Raw genomic sequence first — 19,624 nt, 5'->3', positions numbered from 1 at the left:
CGTTACGAGGCGCCATGTTCCGGAACATCCTGATCGTCTGCCACGCGAACGTCTGCCGCAGCCCGGCAGCGGAAATGCTGTTCAAGTCGCACGCCGCGTCGCGCGGCGGCCCGCGCCCGACGTTCCACTCGGCGGGCGTGCATGCGAATGACGGCGACGGCATCGATCCGATGATGCGTCAGCTGCTTGCCGAGCGGGGCGTCGATGCGACGACCCACCGCTCGCGGCGGCTGTCGCGCCGGATCGTGCGCGACGCCGACCTGATTCTCGTCAGCGAGCGCGAACAGATCAAGGCCGTCGAATCGGTCGATCCGTTCGCGCGCGGCAAGGTCCACCTGCTCGGCAAGTGGGAAGGGGCCGAGATTGCCGATCCGCACGGCGGCCCCGAGGCCGACTACCGCGAGAGCTACTCACTGATCGAACGTCTGGTTCAAGGATGGCTACAGAAACTATGCTGAAACGCCCGATGCGCCCGGTGGCGCTTGCCGTCGCGCTGACGACTTTCCTGTCAGCCTGTGCAACCGCGCCCGGCAACTACCTCGACTCGTCGAACCTGAAGGACGAAGGCCGGCAGCAAGCGGCCGAAACCTATCCGGTTCATTACATCGACGCCAAAGTGGTGATGGACCAGCTGCAGAAAGCGCAGGTGGACCATCCGCTGCCGCCCGGACGTTATACCGATCCGTCGGAGTACGTGTACCGCGTCGGCCCGCAGGACATCCTCGGCGTCACCGTGTGGGACCACCCCGAGCTGACGACGCCGCAGGGCCAGTCGTTCTCGAGCGGCGGCAACACGACGCAGTCGGTCGCGGGTGCGTTGCAGCAGCCGTATACGACCGCGCTGCCGGGCCAGGCCGATCCGTACGGCCAGACGGTGGCCTCGGACGGCACGATCTTCTTCCCGTTCGTCGGCCGCATCAAGGTGGCCGGCAAGACGGTCGCGCAGATCCGCGAGCAGATGGCCACCACGCTGTCGCGCTACGTGAAGAATCCGCAGCTCGACGTGCGCGTGCTGTCGTTCCGCAGCCAGAAGGTGCAGGTGACCGGCGAGGTGAAGCAGCCGGGCCCGCTCGCGGTGAGCGACGTGCCGCTGACGCTCGTCGACGCGATCTCGCGCTCGGGCGGCTCGACCAACGAGGCCGACCTGCAGCGCGTGCGCCTGACGCGCGACGGCAAGCTCTACACGCTCGACGCGAACGGCGTGCTCGATCGCGGCGAGGTGAAGCAGAACGTGATGCTGCAGCCGGGCGACATCGTCAACGTGCCGGACCGCAGCGACAGCCGCGTATTCATCATGGGCGAGGTCAAGACGCCGGTCACGGTGCCGATGCTCAAGGGCAAGTTGACCATCGCCGACGCGCTGACCGCGGGCGGCGGCATCCTCGACACCGACGCGAACCCGCGCAAGATCTACGTGATGCGCGGGATGCGCGACAACCCGACGAAGCCTGAAGTGTTCCGCCTCGACATGACGCAGCCGGATGCGCTGATGCTGTCGAGCCGCTTCCCGCTTCAACCGCTCGACGTCGTCTACGTCAGCACGGCCAGCTCGGTGCAGTTCAACCGTGTGCTGCAGCAGGTGCTGCCGACGATCCAGACGATCTTCTACATGCGGCAAATCACGCGCTGATAGCCCGCCGGGGCGGCGCCTCCGCCCCGGCACCACTCAAGCGGGAACGAATGGTGAACACGCAAGCGAAACACTCCTACGCGGATCTGTCCACGAAAACCGAGGAAGAGGACGTCGTCCTCGGCCAGCTGCTCCAGGTGATCATGGACGACATCTGGCTGCTGCTCGGCATCGCGGTCACGGTCGTCGCGCTCGCCGGCCTTTACTGCTACATCGCGAAGCCGGTCTACCAGGCCGACGTGCACGTGCGGGTCGAGGGCAACGACAACACGTCGCAGGCGCTCACGCAGACGCAGACGGGCGCGATGATCAACAGCGGCCCGCAGCAGGCGCCGACCGACGCGGAAATCGAGATCATCAAGAGCCGCGGCGTGGTCGCGCCGGTGGTCGAGCAGTTCAAGCTGAATTTCTCGGTCGTGCCGAAGACGCTGCCGGTGATCGGCAGCCTCGCGGCGCGCGTCGCGACGCCGGGTGAACCGGGGCGGCCGTGGCTCGGCCTGAAGTCGTACGCGTGGGGCGGCGAAATCGCCGACGTCGATTCGATCAACGTCGTGCCCGCGCTCGAAGGCAAGAAGCTGACGCTGACTGCCGGCCCGAACGGCACCTATTCGATCGTCGACCAGAACGGCATGCGGCTGCTGTCGGGCCATGTCGGCGAATCGGCGCAGGGCGGCGGCGTGACGCTGCTCGTGTCGAAGCTCGTCGCGCGCCCCGGCACGCAGTTCACGGTGGTCCGCTACAACGATCTCGACGCGATCAGCGGCTTCCAGACCGGCATCCAGGTGACCGAGCAGGGCAAGCAGACGGGCGTCGTGCAGATCTCGCTCGAAGGCAAGGACCCGGACCAGACCGCCGCGATCGCGAACGCACTTGCTCACTCGTACCTGAACCAGCACGTGGTCGCGAAGCAGGCCGAAGCGACCAAGATGCTCGACTTCCTGAAGGGCGAGGAGCCGCGCCTGAAGGCCGACCTCGAACGCGCGGAAGCCGCGCTGACGCAGTACCAGCGCACGTCGGGCTCGATCAACGCGAGCGACGAGGCGAAGGTCTACCTCGAGGGCAGCGTGCAGTACGAGCAGCAGATCGCCGCGCAGCGCCTGCAGCTCGCGTCGCTCGCGCAGCGCTTCACCGATTCGCACCCGATGGTGATCGCCGCGAAGCAGCAGCTCGCGGAGCTGCAGGGCGAGAAGGACAAGTTCAGCAACCGCTTCCGCAGCCTGCCGGCCACCGAAGTGAAGGCCGTCCAGCTGCAGCGCGACGCGAAGGTTGCCGAGGACATCTACGTGCTGCTGCTGAACCGCGTGCAGGAGCTGTCGGTGCAGAAGGCCGGCACGGGCGGCAACATCCACCTCGTCGACTCGGCGCTGCGTCCGGGCGATCCGGTCAAGCCGAAGAAGGTGCTGATCCTGTCGGCCGCCGTGTTCCTCGGGCTGATCCTCGGCACTGGCGTCGTGTTCCTGCGCCGTAACATGTTCCAGGGCATCGAGGATCCCGACCGCATCGAGCGCGCGTTCAACCTGCCGCTGTACGGGCTGGTGCCGCAAAGCGCCGAGCAGGTGAAGCTCGACGCGCAGGCCGAGAAGAGCGGCAGCCGTACCCGGCCGATCCTCGCGAGCCTGCGTCCGAAGGATCTCAGCGTCGAGAGCCTGCGCAGCCTGCGCACCGCGATGCAGTTCGCGATGATGGATGCGAAGAACCGCGTGATCGTGCTGACGGGCCCGACGCCGGGCATCGGCAAGAGCTTCCTGACGGTCAACCTCGCGGTGCTGCTCGCCCATTCGGGCAAGCGCGTGCTGCTGATCGACGCCGACATGCGCCGTGGCCTGCTCGACCGCTACTTCGGCCTCACGTCGCAGCCGGGCCTGTCCGAGCTGCTGAGCGACCAGTCGGCGCTCGAAGACGCTGTGCGCGAGACGCCGGTGCAGGGCCTGTCGTTCATCTCGGCCGGCACGCGCCCGCCGAACCCGTCGGAGCTGCTGATGTCGACGCGCCTGCCGCAATACCTCGAAGGGCTCGGCAAGCGCTACGACGTCGTGCTGATCGACTCGCCGCCGGTACTGGCGGTGACCGACGCGACCATCATCGGCCGCATGGCCGGCTCGACGTTCCTCGTGCTGCGCTCGGGCATGCATACCGAAGGCGAGATCGCCGACGCGATCAAGCGCCTGCGCACCGCGGGCGTCGATCTGGAAGGCGGGATCTTCAACGGCGTGCCGCCGAAGGCGCGCGGCTACGGCCGCGGCTATGCGGCCGTGCATGAATACCTGAGCGCCTGATCCGCATCGCACGTAACCGGGCGGGCAGCGCGTGTTGCCCGCCCGGCCGACAGGAGAATCAACGATGAAAATTTCCGTGCTCGTTCCGACCTATCGGCGTCCCGCCGACCTCGCGCGCTGCCTGCTGGCGCTGCAGCGGCAGCATCGGCTGCCCGACGAGGTGATCGTCGTCGCGCGCCCGGAGGATGACGCCACGCACGAACGGCTCGCCGATCCGGCGGTCGGCGGCGCGCTGCCGCTGCGCATCGTGCCGGTCGACGTGCCGGGCCAGGTCGCCGCGCTGAACAAGGGGCTCGACTCGGCGAACGGCGACATCGTCGCGATCACCGACGACGACGCGGCGCCGCATCCCGACTGGCTCGCGCGCGTCGAGTCGGTGTTCGAGGCCGATCCGCGCGTGGGCGCGGTCGGCGGGCGCGACTGGGTGCACGAGAAGGGCCGCGTGCTCGACGAATCGCGCGAACGCGTCGGCCAGCTCACGCTGTCCGGCAAGATCGTCGGCAACCATCATCTCGGCGTCGGCGGCCTGCGCGAAGTCGACATGCTGAAAGGCGCGAACATGAGCTACCGCCGCGCCGCGATCGAGCGGCTGCGCTTCGACACGCGGCTGCGCGGCGCCGGCGCGCAGGTGCACAACGACATGGGTTTCAGCATGCGCGTGCAGCGCGACGGCTGGAAGCTCGTCTACGACCCGGCGATCGCGGTCGATCATTTCCCGGCCGAGCGCTTCGACGACGACCGGCGCGATGCCGCGTCGCTGAATGCGATCAGCAATGGCGCGTACAACATGCACCTGATCCTGCGCGAGCATCTGCCGCCGGTCCGGCGCGAGATCGCGTGGTGGTGGTGGACGCTGGTCGGCACGCGCGTCTACCCGGGCCTCGCGCACGTGCTGCTGTCGCTGCATACGGCGCAGCGCGAGCGGATCCGCGAGCACTGGCGCGCGGTGCGCCGCGGTGCGCGCGATGCCCGCCGCGCGAACCTTGCCCCCCATCGTGCGGCGATGCCGCCGGTGACGTCTTGAACGGCCTGCGCGCCTCGCGCGCGGCCACCCACGGAGGGCTCGCATGACTGCAACGAAAGCTGCAACGAACGTCCACGTTCACCTGTTTTACGGCGCCGATCCGCGTACCTACCGGAAAGGCGAGAACATCGGCTGCCTGTACGGCTATCACCATGCCGAATCCGACGAATTCCGGCTGACCTATTCGCAGGACGGCGGCGAGAACCGCGTCGCCAGCCTCGCGCGCCGCGCGCTGAAGGCGGCGCTCGGCTTCGACGTCGTGCATGCGTGGCGCAATCGCGCCGCGCTGCTGAACACCGACGTGATCTGGACGCACACGGAGCAGGAGCATCTTGCGGCCGCGCTGATCCTGAAGCTCGCCGGCGCGCAGGGCAAGCGCCCGCTGCTGCTCGCGCAGAGCGTGTGGCTGTTCGACAAGTGGGGCAGCTTCGGCGGCCCGCGCCGCTGGCTGTACCGCAAGCTGATCGCGCGTGCCGACGCGCTGACCACGCTGGCCCGCGACAACGCCGACCTGTGCCGCCGCTATCTCGGCCGCGACGCCGAGTTCGTCTACTACGGGCTGAACACGCAGGACTTCCCGATCACCGAGCCGCGGCAATGGCAACCGAACCGGCCGCTGCGGATCGCGGCGATCGGCAACGACCGCGACCGCGACTGGCGCACGTTCCTCGCCGCGTTCGGCGGCGACGAGCGCTACGACGTGCGGCTCGCGACGCGCCGCCGCGTGCCGCGCGAGTGGCATGCGCCGAACGTGAAGATCGGCTCGGCGTCGGGGCTCGCGAAACAGCACGAGCTGTACGCGTGGGCCGACGTGATCGTCGTGCCGCTGCGGCCGAACTTCCATGCGTCGGGCATCACGGTGATGCTCGAGGCGGCGGCCGTCGGCAAGCCGATGATCGTGTCCGACGTTGGCGGGCTCAGCGACTACTTCCCGCACGATACGGCCGCCTATGTGCCGGCGTTCGACGCGCAGGCGATGCGCCAGGCCGCCGATCGCTTCGTGGCCGATCCGGTCGCGGCGCTCGCCTGCGCGCAGGCCGCCGCCGCGTGCCTGCGCGACCGTGACCTGACCACGCAGGCGTTCGCCGAGCAGCACGTGCGGATCACGCGCGACATGCTGCGCCGGCGCCGCACGCCTGCCGCCGCGGGCGTGGCGATGCCGCTCGCGGATTCGCGTCCGTCGTCGCGGTGAGAGCGGATCGATGAGTACGATTGCCGCCGAACGCGCACCGTCGCGCAAACGCAACTGGCTTCCCGAACCGAAGCACTGGGTCGGGCAGGCCGGGCTGTGGACGTTCACGGCCGCGCTGATCGCCATTCACCAGGGCAAGGTGCTGACGCTCGCGTTTCCGGTGCTGGCCATCGCGGTCGGCCTCTGGCTGTATTTCAAGAGTCCGGCGCGCTACGTCGGCTTCATGTGGTGGGTGTGGTTCCTGAGCCCGGAAGTGCGGCGTCTCGCCGACTGGTCGAAGGGCGCGTTCACGCCGACGAGCCTGATCCAGGTCGCGCCGCTCGCGGTGACGATGATCGCCGGCCTCGGGCTGATCCGGCATTACCGCGTGCTCGCGCAGCGGCGCGGGATTCCGATCCTGCTGATGCTGTTCGGGCTCGCGTACGCCTACCTCGTCGGGATCGTGTCGAGCGGCGTGATGGCCGCGACCTACGACCTCGCGAACTGGGTGTACCCGGTGCTGATCGGCTTTCACATCATGGTCAACGCGCGCGATTACCCCGAGTACCGCGACGTGCTGCTGTCCACGTTCATGTGGGGCATGCTCGTGATGGGCCTGTACGGCGTCGTGCAGTATTTCGTGATGCCGCAGTGGGACGTGCTGTGGATGATCGGCTCCGACATGGGCTCGCAAGGCGAGCCGGTGCCGTACGGCGTGCGCGTGTTCAGCACGATGAACTCGTCGGGGCCGTTCGCGTTCGCGATCATGGGCGCGCTGGTGTTCGTGTTCGCCGCGCCGCAGAAGATCCGCTGGTTTGCGGGAGCGGCCGGCTTCGTGTCGTTCGCGCTGTGTCTCGTGCGCTCGACGTGGGGCGGCTGGGTCATCGCGCTCGCGATCCAGCTCGCGCAGTCGAACAACCGCGTGCGGATGCGGATCCTGATCAGCGGCGTCGTGCTGGTCGGCCTGTGCGTGCCGCTGCTGACCGTCGGGCCGGTGGCCGACCGTCTCGGCGCGCGTCTGCAGTCGATCACTAACCTGAAGGACGACCGCAGCTACGACGACCGCAACAAGTTCTACGCCACCTTCGCGCAGACGGCGTTCACCGACGTCGCCGGCGAAGGGATGGGCGCGACGGGTGCATCCACGAAGCTGTCGAGCGACAGCGGCGAGCTCGGCAAGTACGGCAGCTTCGACAGCGGCGTGATGAACGTGCCGTTCGTGCTCGGCTGGCCCGGCACGCTGCTGTACCTCTCGGGCGTCGTGATGCTGTTCGGCCGCACGCTGCGCGCGGCGTTCAAGCTGCGCAAGGACAAGTTCGTCGGCGCGTGCCTGAGCCTGTGCCTGTCGACCTTCGCGATGCTCGTGTTCACGAACTCGCTGATCGGCACGGGCGGCCTGCTGATGTTCACAGCCATTTTTTCGATTCTTTCCGCGGCGCACTGGCAAAAGGCACAACGCCTGCTGGCCGCCGCGCGTTTACGGGGAGGCGACCATTGAGAATCGCGATCGTCACGCACGTCGTGCGACATAACGACGGCCAGGGCCGCGTCAATTACGAAATCGCGCGCGCGGCGCTGGCCGAGAACTACGAGGTCACGCTGGTCGCGTCGCACGTCGCGCCCGAGCTGCTGGCCGACCCGCGCGTGCGCTGGGTGCCCGTGAAGGTCGCCGGCTTCTGGCCGTCGAACCTCGTCAAGCAGCAGGTGTTCGCGCTGAAGAGCGCGGCCTGGCTGCGCGCGCACCGCAGCGAGTACGACGTGCTGCACGTGAACGGCTTCATTTCGTGGATCAAGGCCGACGTGAATACCGCGCACTTCGTGCACGGCGGCTGGTTCAAGAGTCCGTACTATCCGTTCGGGCCGACGAAGGGGCTGTGGTCGGCCTACCAGTACGTCTATACGCGCGTGAACACCACGCTCGAGCGCTGGGCGTACCGGCGTTCGCGCGCGATCACGGCCGTGTCGCAGAAGGTGGCCGACGAGATCGCCGGGCTCGGCATCGACAGCCGCAAGATCAGCGTGATCTACAACGGTGTCGACGCCAGCGCGTTCGCGGGTGCGCAGGCCGACCGCGCGGCGTTCAAGCTGCCGGACGATGCGTTCCTGCTGCTGTTCGTCGGCGACCTGCGCACGCCGCGCAAGAACCTCGGCACCGTGCTGAAGGCGCTGACGAAGCTGCCGGCGAACGTGCACCTGGCGGTGGCCGGCTATCTGCCCGGCAGCCCGTATCCGGAGGAGGCGCGCGCGCTCGGCATCGATTCGCGCGTGCATTTCCTCGGCCTGGTTAAAAACATGCCGACGCTGATGCGCTCGGTCGACGCGTACGTGTTCCCGTCGCGCTACGAAGCGATGAGCCTGTCGCTGCTCGAGGCGATGGCGGCCGGGCTGCCGGTCGTCACCGCGCGCACGGCGGGCGGCGCGGAAATCATCACGCGCGAATGCGGGATCGTGCTGGAGGATCCGGACGATCCGGCGGCGCTCGCGCAGGCGATCGGTTCGCTCGCGGCGTCGCGCGACACCTGTCGCGCGATGGGCGAAGCCGCCCGCGAACTGATGTCCCGTTTCGGCTGGGCGCACATGGGCGCCCAGTATGTCGCGCTTTACCGGCGCATCGGCCAACCCACGCAGCCGTCCGCATTCGAGCGGGCCGAGCATGCAGTCACGCAGGAGCAAACGTGATGTCCCAATCTTCCCGGCCGATCAAATCGTTGCAGATCGGCATGCACTGGTTCCCCGAGCGAGCGGGCGGCCTCGACCGGATGTACTACTCGCTCGTCGGCGCGCTGCCGGGCGCGGGCGTCGAGGTGCGCGGGCTCGTCGCCGGCTCGCCGAAAGTCGCCGACGATACGGACGGTGCGATCCAGGGCTTCGGCCCCGCTACGGAATCGCTGGCGCGCCGGATGCTCGCCGCGCGGCGCGCGCTGCGCGAGGAGATCCGCAGCGAGCGGCCGGACGTGATCTCGTCGCACTTCGCGCTGTACACGTTCCCGGGCCTCGACGTCACGCGCGGGATTCCGCAGGTGTCGCATTTCCAGGGGCCGTGGGCCGACGAAAGCCAGGTCGAGGGCGCCGCGTCGCTCGGCCAGCGCGCGAAGCGCTATCTCGAACAGGCCGTCTATACGCGTTCGTCGCGGCTGATCGTGCTGTCGCAGGCCTTTGGCCAGATCCTGACGAACCGCTACGGGATCGATCCGTCGCGCGTGCGCGTGATTCCCGGCTGCGTCGATACCGCGCAGTTCGACACGCCGCTCACGCCGGCCGAGGCGCGGCACAAGCTGCAACTGCCGCAGGACCGGCCGATCGTCCTGGCCGTGCGCCGGCTCGTGCGACGCATGGGGCTGGAGGACCTGATCGACGCGATCGGCCTCCTCAAGCACCGTCACCCGGACGTGCTGCTGCTGATCGCCGGCAAGGGCAAGATCGGCGAGGAACTGCAGCAGCGCATCGATGCGGCCGGGCTGCAGGACAACGTGAAGCTGCTCGGCTTCGTGCCCGACAACCATCTGGCGGCGCTGTACCGCGCGGCGACGGTCAGCGTCGTGCCGACGGTCGCGCTCGAAGGCTTCGGGCTGATCACCGTCGAATCGCTCGCATCCGGCACGCCCGTGCTGGTCACGCCGGTGGGCGGGCTGCCGGAGGCGGTTGCCGGGCTGTCCGACGATCTCGTGCTGCCGTCCACGGGCGCGGATGCGATCGCGGAAGGGCTCGGCGCCGCGTTGTCGGGCGCGATCACCCTGCCCGACGAGGCCGCGTGCAAGCGCTATGCACGTGACCATTTCGACAACGCGGTGATCGCGCGGCGTGTGGCCGGCGTGTACGAAGAGGCGATTCAGGCGGCAGGTTGAGTGCCCCGCGGCACGCTACCTGCGTGCCGAACCGAACGCCTCACCGGCGCGCGTTCGCGGCCGGTTCGCAAGCCGGCCGCCCGCGAAGGGCTGGCCGGCCTTTCCCATCCGATACGCGGTGCCGGCACGCGTCACGCGCGCCTGAGCGTCGCGCCCCAGACGCCGAGCGCCGCCACGCTCACGACCGCGCCGAGCACGCAGACGCCCGTCCATCCGGCGCGTGCATACATCATCGTCGACGCAATCGCGCCGAGCCCGCTGCCGGCCGAATAGAACAGCATATAGCAGCCGACGAGGCGCGCATGCGCATCGGGCCGCGCGCCAAGAATCATGCTCTGGTTGACGACGTGGACGGCCTGCCCGCCGACATCGAGCAGCACGATGCCGACGATCAGCCATGCAATCGACGTATCGACGAATGCGAGCGGCAGCCACGAGCACGCGAGCAGCGCGAGCGCGACGCCGGTCGTTGCTTCGCCACGCCCGCGATCCGCGAGCCGGCCCGCGCGGGCGGCCGCCGCCGCGCCCAGTGCGCCGACGAGGCCGAACGCGCCGATCTGCGTATGCGACATCGCGTGCGGCGGCGCGCTCAGCGGCAGCACCAGTGCGCTCCAGAAGATGCTGAAGGCCGCGAACATCAGCAGCGCGATCGCGCCGCGCACGTGCAGCACGCGTTCATCGCGCAGCAGCGACACCATCGATCGCAGCAGCGCCGCGTAGCCGATGCGCTCGCGCGGGCCGTTCTCGTCCGGCAATAGCCGCGACAGCACGACGAGCATCGCGATCGCGAGCGCACCCGACACCAGATAGACGGCCCGCCAGCCCGCGATGTCGGTGACGACGCCCGCCAGCGAGCGCGCGGCCAGCAACCCGACCACGACGCCGCCCTGCGCGGCGCCCACCACGCGCCCGCGTTCGCCGGCGCCCGCGAGCGCGGCCGAGCACGCGATCAGCCCTTGCGTCATCGCGGTGCCGAGCAGCCCGACCGCGACCATCCCTGCCAGCAGCGCGACGCGCGTCGACGAGGCGGCGACACCGATGCAGGCCGCCGTCAGCAGCAGTAGCTGCACGGTGATCAGGCGCTTGCGGTTCAGCAGGTCGCCGAGCGGCACGACGAACAGCAGCGCGAGCGCGCAGCCGAGCTGCGTTGCGGTGATGACGCCGCCGACGGCCGCCTGCGATACGCCGAAATCCCGCGCGATCGAATCGAGCAGCGGCTGCGCATAGTAGACGTTCGCGACACTGGCCGCGCAGCAGACGGCCAGCAACGTGACGCGCGCCGCGGACAGGCGGCCGCCGTCGGCCGGATGCGCGGCATGTGTCGGCACGTTCGATGCAACGGTGCCGGATTGACAGGAAGACTCCATGGGTTCCCTCGTGCAAAGTAGTTGCAAATTGAAACTGGTGTGGAGTGTAGGAAAAGTAGTTTTAAAATGCAACCTGTTGTGCAGCGGGCGAGAGGTCCGCGCATGGATGGCCGGCGTTGCCGCGAAGGCGGCCGGCGAGATTGCGGAGAGGAACATGGCCAGGCAGAAAAGTCTTGCGGATTCGCCGTGCCCGGTGGCGCGGGCGACCGATATCGTCGGCGATCGCTGGGCGTTGCTGATCGTGCGCGATGCGTTCGACGGCGTGCGCCGGTTCGGCGATTTCCGCGCGAGCCTCGGTGTCGCGAGCAACATCCTGTCCGACCGGCTGAAGATGCTGGTGGACGCCGGCGTGTTCGACGTCGTGCCGGCATCCGACGGCACCGCGTATCAGGAATACGCGCTCACCAAAAAGGGCGAAGGGCTGTTTCCGGTGATCGTGATGTTGCGGCAGTGGGGTGAGGCGAACCTGTTCGCGCGCGGCGAGCCGCATTCGGTGCTGGTCGATCGCGGCACGGGGCGCGCGGTCCGCAAGCTCGCGCTGCGGCATGACGATGGGCGGCTTTTGAAGGCGGCCGAGACGGTCGTGAGGAAGGTCGGCGACGAAGCCGGCAAGGCGCGCCATTGAGCGTCATGCGCGATGGCTGCACCGTCGGCTAGACTGTCGCGATCGTCGTTGACCGGAGCCGCATCGCCATGACCCATCCGTTGGATTCTGCCGGTTATCGGCGGCTGCTCGACCTGCAGCGCCGTATCCACGACTATTGTGAGCGCGAGGGTGCCGAGGACGGGCGCGATCATTCCGATCCGGCCGAGCCGTTGTGGCCGACCGATTTCAACCACGTCACCGTCGCGCCGATGCGGGCCGGGCTGCATGTCAGGTACTTCGGCGGCGCGTGGGACGAACCGTTCGACTGGACGCTGCAATGCCTTGCAGAGCGGGACGTCGCGGATCTCGTCACCGACCTCGCGTTCAGCGGTCTGGACGAAGGCGCCAACGGCTCGCGCGAATGGGATTTCGGTCCGCTGCTCGATTCGGATGCGCGTTTCCCGATGCTGCGCTCGCTGTATGTGCGGCCGACCGAGCCGGCCGATCACAACCAGTCGATGATCGTGCGCCGCGGTCTGATCATGCAGGAGGGCGGCGAGATTGCCCGCTTTGCCGCGAAGGCGCCGTTTCTCGCCGAGCTGACGGTGCCGAATGCGCCCGACGCGCGCTTCTTCGACGTGCCGTTGCCGCACCTGAACCGGTTGCGCATCGGTGGCGGTAGCGACACGCAGCAGTTCATCGATCGTCTTGCCGGCAGCGACAACCTGCCGTCGCTCGGCTGCCTCGATTTCTCCGAATCGACGGAATTGCATTTGGCGTGGAAGCATGAGCGCGGCGCCGGCAGCGTGACGTCGTTCGACGCGTACGAGCGTCTGCTGAAGAGTGCGACCGGCCAACGGCTCCACACGTTGTATCTGAGAAATACCTGTCTCGATCTCGATGCACTCGAAACGCTGCAGGCGCTACATCCGCGGTTGCAGTTCATGGTGATTCAGGCCAGCAGCGGCGGGTACGTGAGCCACTTCAGGCGGAACGTTTTTCCGTGGCGTCACCTGATCCAGCCCGATCCTGGCGACGCATGACCGCACGCGCTCAATCGTGCGCCGACGCTGCCTGACGCGCATGCGATGCGACGCGATGCGCGTCGGCCCGCACGCGGGTCGCGAGCAGCGCGGCCGCCAGCAACAGCGCGACCGACACGACGGTTTCGATCCGCAACCCGCTGACGACCTGCGATGCACCGCCGCCGCCGGCGAGCGCTCCGAACGCCGCGACGCCGATCGCGCCGCCGGCCTGCCGTGCGGTGTTCAGCACGGCCGACGCGATGCCGGCCCGCCCGGGTGCGACCGATGCGAGCACGGCCGTCGTCATCGCGGGCACCGCGAAACCCATGCCGGTCGGAATCAGCAGGAACGGCACGAACAGCACGCCGAGCGGCGTCGATGCGTCGATGAAATGCAGCGACCCGTAGCCGAGCGCGGCGACGAGCGCGCCGGCCGCCATCGGCACGCGCGGGCCGTGGCGGGCGACGGCGCGTCCGCTCGCGAGATTCGACAGCAGGAAGCCGCCCGTGAGCGGCAGGAACGCGAGCCCGGCCTGCAACGCCGACTCGCCGCGTGCGCGTTGCAGGTACAGTGCGAGCACGAACACGGTGCCGTAGTACGTGAGGTTCACGCAGATCCCGAACAGCACGGCCGCGCTGAACGTAGGGCGGCGGAACAGCGCCAGCGGCAGCATCGGCGTGGCCGTGCGCGATTCGACCGCGACGAACGCGAGCGCGGCCAGCGCCGCCAGCACGAAGCCGCCGGCCACGACTGGATGCGTGAAGCCGAGCGGCCGCCATTCGATCACGGCGCCGGTAAGCGCGGTCAGCATCGCGATTGCGATGAACTGGCCGCGCAGATCGAGCGAACCGGGTGAGCGGGCCGGCGCGGCCTGCTCGCGGCGCGCAGGCACCCATGCGAGCGTCGCGGCGAGTCCGGCCGCACACAGCGGCAGGTTCACGAGGAAGATCCCGCGCCAGCCCCGCGCGGCGATCAGCAGCCCGCCGACGACCGGGCCGGCCGCGATCGAGATCGACCCGGCCGCCGTCCACCCGCTGACCGCGCGGGCGCGCAGGCGCGGGTCGTGCCGGCACGCGTCGTTGAGCAGCGCGAGCGAATTGGGCAGCATCGCCGCGGCGCCGATGCCCTGCAGCGCGCGCGCCGCGATCAGCATCGCGGGCGCGCTCGCGGCGCCGCACGCGAGCGACGCCAGCGCGAACAGCACGAGGCCGCCGATGTACAGGCGCCGCGCGCCGAAGCGGTCGCCGAGCGCGCCGCCCGACAGCATCAGCACCGCGAACGCGAGCGTGTACGCATCGACGACCCATTGCAGGCCGGCGACCGGCAAGTGCAGGTCGCCGGCAAGATGCGCGAGCGCGATATTGACGATCGTCACGTCGAGCTGCGTAACGACGAAGCCGATGCTGACGGTGGCGACGACGCGGGCGAGCGCGGGCGGGAAAGCGAGGGGCGGTGGGGTCGTATCCATGCGTCCATCGAAGGCGCGACGGACATGCAATGTTTCAGCGGAACGTGAAGCGTCGATACGTGCCGGTGCGCGGCGATTAACATGGCACTGCGGCGGCTCATGCTTGCCACCGCACACATCGACTTTCGACAGGCCCGTCCGGATGACTTCCTCGAACCTGATGACGCGCGACGCGCAGATCGCCGATCACGCCGACATCGCAAGACTGATGCACCAGCTTGGCTACGATGCGACCCCCGCGATGATCCGCGACAAGCTGGCAACCCTGCTGCCGAGCGCGGTCGACCGTATCCTGGTCGCGACGGTCGCGGGCCGCGTGGTGGGCTGCATCAGCCTGCATGCGCTTGCGCTATTTCACGCGCACGGCAATCTCGGGCGCATCACCAGTCTGGTCGTCGACGAAGGCTGTCGCGGGCAGGGTGTCGGCGGCGCACTGATCGCGGAGGCGCACATCTGGTTCGAGTTGACGGGGTGCGTGAAACTGGAGGTGACGAGCGGCGACCTTCGGCTCGATGCGCACCGCTTTTACGCGCGGCACGGCTTCGTGCGGGACGGACAACGGTTGTCGAAGCTCGTCCGGCCGTAATGCCACCGCGCGAGCGCGCGGCGTAGCCGCTGTCGCGAAAAAACCGGCGACGCGTGGCCGTTCAGTGCCGTTCGCCGCGCCAGCGTCCCGGCGCCACGCCGAAGCGCTTCGTGAACGCATGCGTGAACGTGCTTTGGTCCGCGAAGCCGACGCTGCCCGCGATGTCGACGAGCGAATGCCGGCCGTCGGCGAGCAGCACGACCGCTGCGTCGAGCCTGAGCCGCTGCAGGTAGCGATGCGGCGTTTCACCGAATGCGTCGACGAACAGTTGATGAAAGCGGCGCATCCCGTAGCCGCAGTGCGCGGCGAGGTCGGCGATGCGCAGCGGCTCCTCGAGCCGTGCGCGCAGCCAGCGGTCGATGCGCGCGAAATCGAGGCCCGACGCGGGCGCGGCGATGGCGCGTTCGTCGAGCAGCGCGCCACACAGCCGCGCGGCGGCCTGCCACTGAAAACGGTGCGCGGCCGCGTGCCGCGCGTCGTCGGCGGGGGCTTCGAGTTGCGCGGCGGCGGCCGCGATCTGCGCGACCAGCGACGTCAGTGCCGGATCGATCGCCACGGCGCGCGCGCTGTCGAACAGCCGCTGCGGCACCGCGAGCGACGCGAGGGGAAGATTGAGCACGAGCTGGCGGTTCTCGCCGAGGCCCGCGTAATCGTGGCGCGCGCCGGCCGGAACCAGCCACGCGCCGTGCCGGTCGAGCCGCTGGCTGACGCCGTCCACCGCCATCACCATCGCACCGTCGATGCCGAGCACGATCTGGTGAAAGTCGTGCACGTCCGACGCTTCGAGCGTGTCGTAGCGTTGCAGTGCGATGGTGGGGGACGAAAGGTGGGCCATGGGGCAGGGCGTCGGCCGGCGGCTCGCGTGCGGTATCAGACGTCGAGCAGTTCGACTTCGAACACGAGCGTGGCATTCGGCGGAATCACGCCGCCTGCGCCGCGCGGGCCGTAGCCGAGTTGCGGCGGGATCGTCAGGCGACGCACGCCGCCGACCTTCATGCCCTGCACGCCTTCGTCCCAGCCCTTGATGACCATGCCGCCGCCGAGCACGAATGCGAACGGGTCGTTGCGATCCTTGCTCGAATCGAATTTCTGACCATCGGTCAGCCAGCCCGTGTAGTGGACGCTGACGGTCTTGCCGGCTTGCGCTTCCGCGCCGGTGCCTTCGGTCAGGTCTTCGTACTTGAGGCCCGATTCGGTCGTGATGACAGACATGACTTCTCCTGAAAAAGGATGGGTAAAACCGCTATTGTAGGCGAGCGCGCAACGGGCCGCCGCTCGTGGCTGTCGGCCGCTCGCACGTGTGTCGCGGGCGGCGGCTGGCCGCCGTGGCCGCGATCGTCCGACACGCAAATGGAACGCGCGTTTGAATTTTTCGCACGCCCCGCGACCCCGGTTGCACCACGCGAGTGCGACGCGTGTATGAATCGGTGCCACCGGCGCGCGCCGCCGCGTACCGCGTGGCGCCGCCGATTTCCGGGAAGCGCCCGCCGCACGAGGCTTTCAGGCCGTCGGCGTGACACGGCACGACGCAGCGCGTATCGCTCGCGAGCCACCGCGCACGTTCGAATCCCGCCCAGCCCGGACGCCGTTCGAGCGCCGCTTTTTCCGCCTTTTCGACCGTGCCCTGTTTGGAAGCGCGCATCTACCGCGCGGCTTGCGTGCGCCGCCGCGGGCGGCCTATCTTTACAGCTGTCGATGTCAAGATTTTGGCGGTGCGCGCCGCGCCGCCCGGGCCTGCGCCGGCTGCGTCGGACGACGCGCCGGGCCGTTCCGGAACCAGGAGAACGATGAACATGAAGTCAGCCGCTTCCGCCACCGCAGCCGGGATCATGCCGGTGCGCCGCGACCTGCGCTTCGACCTGCCGGTCGAACGCGCGAAGGACTGGCATGGCCTCGGGTCGCACGTGACCCATTTCTTCAACGCGCTGTCGCTGCTGTTCCCGGCCGGCGAGCGCTTCTTCATGGATTCGGTGCGCAACTACCGCGACCGGATCGACGATCCCGTGCTGAAGCAGCAGGTGCTCGGCTTCATCGGCCAGGAGGCGATGCACACGCGCGAGCACATCGAGTACAACGAGCTGATGCAGGCGAACCACCTGCCCGCACGCAAGCTCGACAAGCGCGTCTGGACGGTGCTCGGCTACATGAAGCGCAAGCTGCCGCATTCGGTGCAGCTCGCGCATACGGTCGCGGCGGAGCACTACACGGCGATGCTCGCCGACTGGCTGCTGCGCGACCCGACGCGCCTCGACGGCTCGGTCGAGGGCTACCGCCAGATGTGGATCTGGCACGCGCTCGAGGAAACCGAGCACAAGGCCGTGTCGTTCGACGTATGGAACGCCGCGATGGAACCGGGCCTGCGCCGTTACCTGATCCGCATCGGCGTGTATCTGCTGACGACGCTGACGTTCTGGCCGACCGTATTCCTGATGCATGCGACGCTGCTGTGGCGCGATCGCGGCGCCGGCCATCACGTGCGCGGCATGCTGCGGATGATCGCGTTCCTGTACGGGCCGCGCCGGGGGCTGTTCCCGCGCATCGCCGGCGAATGGCTGAGCTTCTTCCGGCCGGGCTTCCATCCGTGGGATCACGACAATCACCACCATCTGGCGCGGGTCGATGCGCTCGCCGCCGCCTACGGCGAACAGGGCGGCACGACGGCCGGCCGTGGCCGCGCCAACGCGCCGGCGCCGCTCGCATCGGGCCGCTGAGACCGCCGCTGCGCCGCTGCGTCGGCATGCGCGGCATCGGGCCGCGCCTGTTGCGTTCGTGCATCAGCCGTCCACCTCTGACGATTGACTGAAATCAATTCGAACCGGCAGCACGGGTGCCCTGCGCGCCCGTCGACAGGTTGTGCACGCATGCACGGGCGAGCCGATCCGGCGTGCGCGGCATCGCCCGGGAACGCCATGCGCCAGCACCGGCGCGGCTTTGCGCGCCGCGCAGCCGCCCGTTCAGGGGGGCCGCCGCGTACGCCACCGGGATAACACCCATCTAGCCGCGCGTCCGCCGCATCGATATACCGTTCATGACAATGTCCACCTCACGCGCGATTCCTGCACGGGGGGATTTTATTCGGACGGAAATGCGGCCAATATGTCGGTTCGATCGAGGTCCGTCGCGCGTGACGGCGAGCCAGCGCGATACCAACGCCAAGCGGGGAACAACGATGGTTGCTAGGTCACCTGACGCAAACGGGCATGCGGTGCCCGAGATGTCGCATGTGTCCGTCACCGCGCCCGAGGACGGACGCAAGCTGTTCGTGATCATGCGCTCGCCCGATGAGCCGTTGCTTGCGCAACTGCGCGGGCTCGGCTGGGAAATCTCTGTCGCGAAGACGGCCGGCGCCGCGCAGAACATGACCTCCGGCGTGAGCGTCGCCGCCGGTCTGGTCGATTTCACCGGATTCACGTCGCGCGACTATCCCGCGCTGAAGGCGTGCCTGAGCCAGCCGTCGATCGGCTGGATTTCCATCGCGCAGGCCGGCATCACGATCAGCCCCGCGGTGCGCGAACTGATCCGCAGCTATTGTTTCGATTACGTGACCCTTCCGTTGCCCTACGAATGGATTTCGCACGTGCTCGGCCATGCGCGCGGGATGGCCGCGCTCGATCGCGTCGATGGCGCGGCCTATGCGGCGTCGATCGGCGAACACGGGATGATCGGCAACTGCGAGGCGATGCAGCAGCTGTTCAGCACGATCCGCAAGGTCGCGAAGACCGACGCGAGCGTGTTCATCTCGGGCGAGTCGGGCACCGGCAAGGAGCTGACGGCGCTCGCGATTCACGAGCGCTCCGGCCGCGGCAAGGGGCCGTTCATCGCGATCAATTGCGGCGCGATTCCGCATCACCTGCTGCAGTCGGAACTGTTCGGCTACGAGCGCGGCGCGTTCACTGGCGCGAACCAGCGGCGTGCGGGCCGGATCGAATCGGCGAACGGCGGCACGCTGTTTCTCGACGAAATCGGCGACATGCCGGTCGAAAGCCAGGCGAGCCTGCTGCGTTTCCTGCAGGAAGGGAAGATCGAGCGGCTCGGCGGGCAGGAGTCGATTCCGGTCGACGTACGGATCATCTCGGCTACCCACGTCGATCTCGACGGCGCGGTCGAGGCCGGGCGCTTCCGCGCGGACCTTTATCATCGCCTGTGCGTGCTGCGCATCCACGAGCCGCCGCTGCGCGCGCGCGGCAAGGATATCGACATCCTCGCGCACTACGTGCTGCAGAAGTTCAAGTCCGACAGCGGCCGCAAGATCAGCGGCTTCACGTCGGCCGCGCTCGATGCGATGCGCCGCTACGAATGGCCGGGCAACGTGCGCGAGCTGATCAACCGCGTGCGGCGCGCGATCGTGATGGCCGAAAGCCGGCTGCTGACGCCGCACGATCTCGGGCTCGAGACGCCGGGCGAAACCGAACCCGTGACGCTCGAACAGGCGCGGGCGCTCGCCGAGCGCACCGCGATCGAGAATGCGCTGCTGCGCAACGATCACCGCATCAACAAGGCCGCGGCCGAACTCGGCATTTCACGCGTGACGCTCTACCGGATGATGATCGAGCACGGGCTGAACGATCACGACAACAATGGCGGGAACGACAGCACGCCGTCCGGCGACGCGGGGCATCAGCGGGTGGGCTGAGCGGCGCACGCGT

17 protein-coding genes are annotated in these 19,624 nt (G+C 68.6%); 13 read left to right on the top strand and 4 right to left on the bottom strand.

All coding sequences use genetic code 11. The annotated features are described in order from the left end of the window. Positions 1-14 precede the first annotated feature (14 nt). From CFB82_RS29080 to CFB82_RS29045, 8 genes are all read left to right on the top strand, one after another. Positions 15-458, top strand: coding sequence for a low molecular weight protein-tyrosine-phosphatase (locus CFB82_RS29080; protein WP_069251044.1), 444 nt, complete (start codon positions 15-17; stop codon positions 456-458). Continuing rightward, on the top strand, positions 452-1,630 hold the full coding sequence (locus CFB82_RS29075) for a polysaccharide biosynthesis/export family protein (RefSeq protein WP_069251045.1): 1,179 nt from the start codon (positions 452-454) through the stop codon (positions 1,628-1,630). Before CFB82_RS29080 ends, CFB82_RS29075 begins: the two co-directional genes overlap by 7 nt. Positions 1,631-1,680: 50 nt before the next feature. Next, on the top strand, positions 1,681-3,906 hold the full coding sequence (locus CFB82_RS29070; protein WP_089486257.1) for a polysaccharide biosynthesis tyrosine autokinase: 2,226 nt from the start codon (positions 1,681-1,683) through the stop codon (positions 3,904-3,906). A 64-nt stretch (positions 3,907-3,970) separates the two neighbouring features. Continuing rightward, positions 3,971-4,930 (top strand): glycosyltransferase family 2 protein, encoded by a 960-nt coding sequence (locus CFB82_RS29065; RefSeq protein WP_089486256.1) that lies wholly within the window; start codon positions 3,971-3,973, stop codon positions 4,928-4,930. Positions 4,931-4,973: 43 nt separating this feature from the next. Continuing rightward, on the top strand, positions 4,974-6,122 hold the full coding sequence (locus CFB82_RS29060; RefSeq protein ID WP_089447317.1) for a glycosyltransferase family 4 protein: 1,149 nt from the start codon (positions 4,974-4,976) through the stop codon (positions 6,120-6,122). A gap of 10 nt (positions 6,123-6,132) precedes the next feature. Continuing rightward, the gene (locus CFB82_RS29055; RefSeq protein WP_089486255.1) at positions 6,133-7,599 is read left to right on the top strand and encodes a glucose-6-phosphate isomerase; all 1,467 of its coding nucleotides are present in this window, start codon (positions 6,133-6,135) and stop codon (positions 7,597-7,599) included. Then, on the top strand, positions 7,596-8,780 hold the full coding sequence (locus tag CFB82_RS29050) for a glycosyltransferase family 4 protein (RefSeq protein ID WP_089486254.1): 1,185 nt from the start codon (positions 7,596-7,598) through the stop codon (positions 8,778-8,780). The genes CFB82_RS29055 and CFB82_RS29050 overlap by 4 nt, the downstream gene beginning before the upstream one ends. Beyond that, positions 8,780-9,946 carry a glycosyltransferase family 4 protein gene (locus CFB82_RS29045; protein ID WP_069252877.1) on the top strand — a complete coding sequence of 389 codons (1,167 nt, stop codon included), beginning with the start codon at positions 8,780-8,782 and terminating at the stop codon, positions 9,944-9,946. The genes CFB82_RS29050 and CFB82_RS29045 overlap by 1 nt, the downstream gene beginning before the upstream one ends. 131 nt (positions 9,947-10,077) lie before the next feature. Here CFB82_RS29045 and CFB82_RS29040 read toward each other — a convergent pair whose 3' ends face one another. Next, positions 10,078-11,313 (bottom strand): MFS transporter, encoded by a 1,236-nt coding sequence (locus CFB82_RS29040; RefSeq protein ID WP_089486253.1) that lies wholly within the window; start codon positions 11,311-11,313, stop codon positions 10,078-10,080. Between the two features lie 154 nt (positions 11,314-11,467). Between CFB82_RS29040 and CFB82_RS29035 the strand changes: the two genes are divergently transcribed. Then, positions 11,468-11,938, top strand: a complete 471-nt coding sequence (locus CFB82_RS29035; protein ID WP_179254214.1) for a winged helix-turn-helix transcriptional regulator — start codon at positions 11,468-11,470, stop codon at positions 11,936-11,938. A 68-nt stretch (positions 11,939-12,006) separates the two neighbouring features. After that, entirely contained in the window at positions 12,007-12,942 is a 936-nt protein-coding gene (locus CFB82_RS29030; protein ID WP_089486252.1) for a hypothetical protein, read from the top strand. Between the two features lie 10 nt (positions 12,943-12,952). On the opposite strand, the gene CFB82_RS29025 is transcribed toward CFB82_RS29030, so the two are convergent. Next, positions 12,953-14,392 (bottom strand): MFS transporter, encoded by a 1,440-nt coding sequence (locus CFB82_RS29025; protein WP_089486251.1) that lies wholly within the window; start codon positions 14,390-14,392, stop codon positions 12,953-12,955. Between the two features lie 142 nt (positions 14,393-14,534). Here CFB82_RS29025 and CFB82_RS29020 point away from each other — a divergent pair, with 142 nt between their 5' ends. Continuing rightward, on the top strand, positions 14,535-14,978 hold the full coding sequence (locus CFB82_RS29020) for a GNAT family N-acetyltransferase (RefSeq protein WP_089486250.1): 444 nt from the start codon (positions 14,535-14,537) through the stop codon (positions 14,976-14,978). Positions 14,979-15,039: 61 nt separating this feature from the next. Here the strand turns inward: CFB82_RS29020 and CFB82_RS29015 are convergent, their stop codons facing one another. Both CFB82_RS29015 and CFB82_RS29010 read right to left on the bottom strand, forming a co-directional pair. Next, complete coding sequence (locus CFB82_RS29015) at positions 15,040-15,813, bottom strand: AraC family transcriptional regulator (RefSeq protein WP_089486249.1); 774 nt, start codon at positions 15,811-15,813, stop codon at positions 15,040-15,042. Between the two features lie 35 nt (positions 15,814-15,848). After that, positions 15,849-16,190 (bottom strand): FKBP-type peptidyl-prolyl cis-trans isomerase, encoded by a 342-nt coding sequence (locus tag CFB82_RS29010; protein WP_006479474.1) that lies wholly within the window; start codon positions 16,188-16,190, stop codon positions 15,849-15,851. A gap of 581 nt (positions 16,191-16,771) precedes the next feature. Between CFB82_RS29010 and CFB82_RS29005 the strand changes: the two genes are divergently transcribed. Together CFB82_RS29005 and CFB82_RS28995 are read left to right on the top strand one after the other, a co-directional pair. Continuing rightward, positions 16,772-17,689, top strand: a complete 918-nt coding sequence (locus CFB82_RS29005) for a metal-dependent hydrolase (protein WP_089448396.1) — start codon at positions 16,772-16,774, stop codon at positions 17,687-17,689. A gap of 458 nt (positions 17,690-18,147) precedes the next feature. Beyond that, positions 18,148-19,611 carry a sigma-54 dependent transcriptional regulator gene (locus CFB82_RS28995; protein WP_089447326.1) on the top strand — a complete coding sequence of 488 codons (1,464 nt, stop codon included), beginning with the start codon at positions 18,148-18,150 and terminating at the stop codon, positions 19,609-19,611. Positions 19,612-19,624: the final 13 nt, after the last annotated feature.

The organism is Burkholderia sp. HI2714 (assembly GCF_002223085.1).
Classification (GTDB): Bacteria; Pseudomonadota; Gammaproteobacteria; order Burkholderiales; family Burkholderiaceae; genus Burkholderia; species Burkholderia lata_D.
The sequence above is the reverse complement of the archived record's forward strand: the minus strand, read 5'-3'. Positions and strand labels throughout refer to the sequence as shown.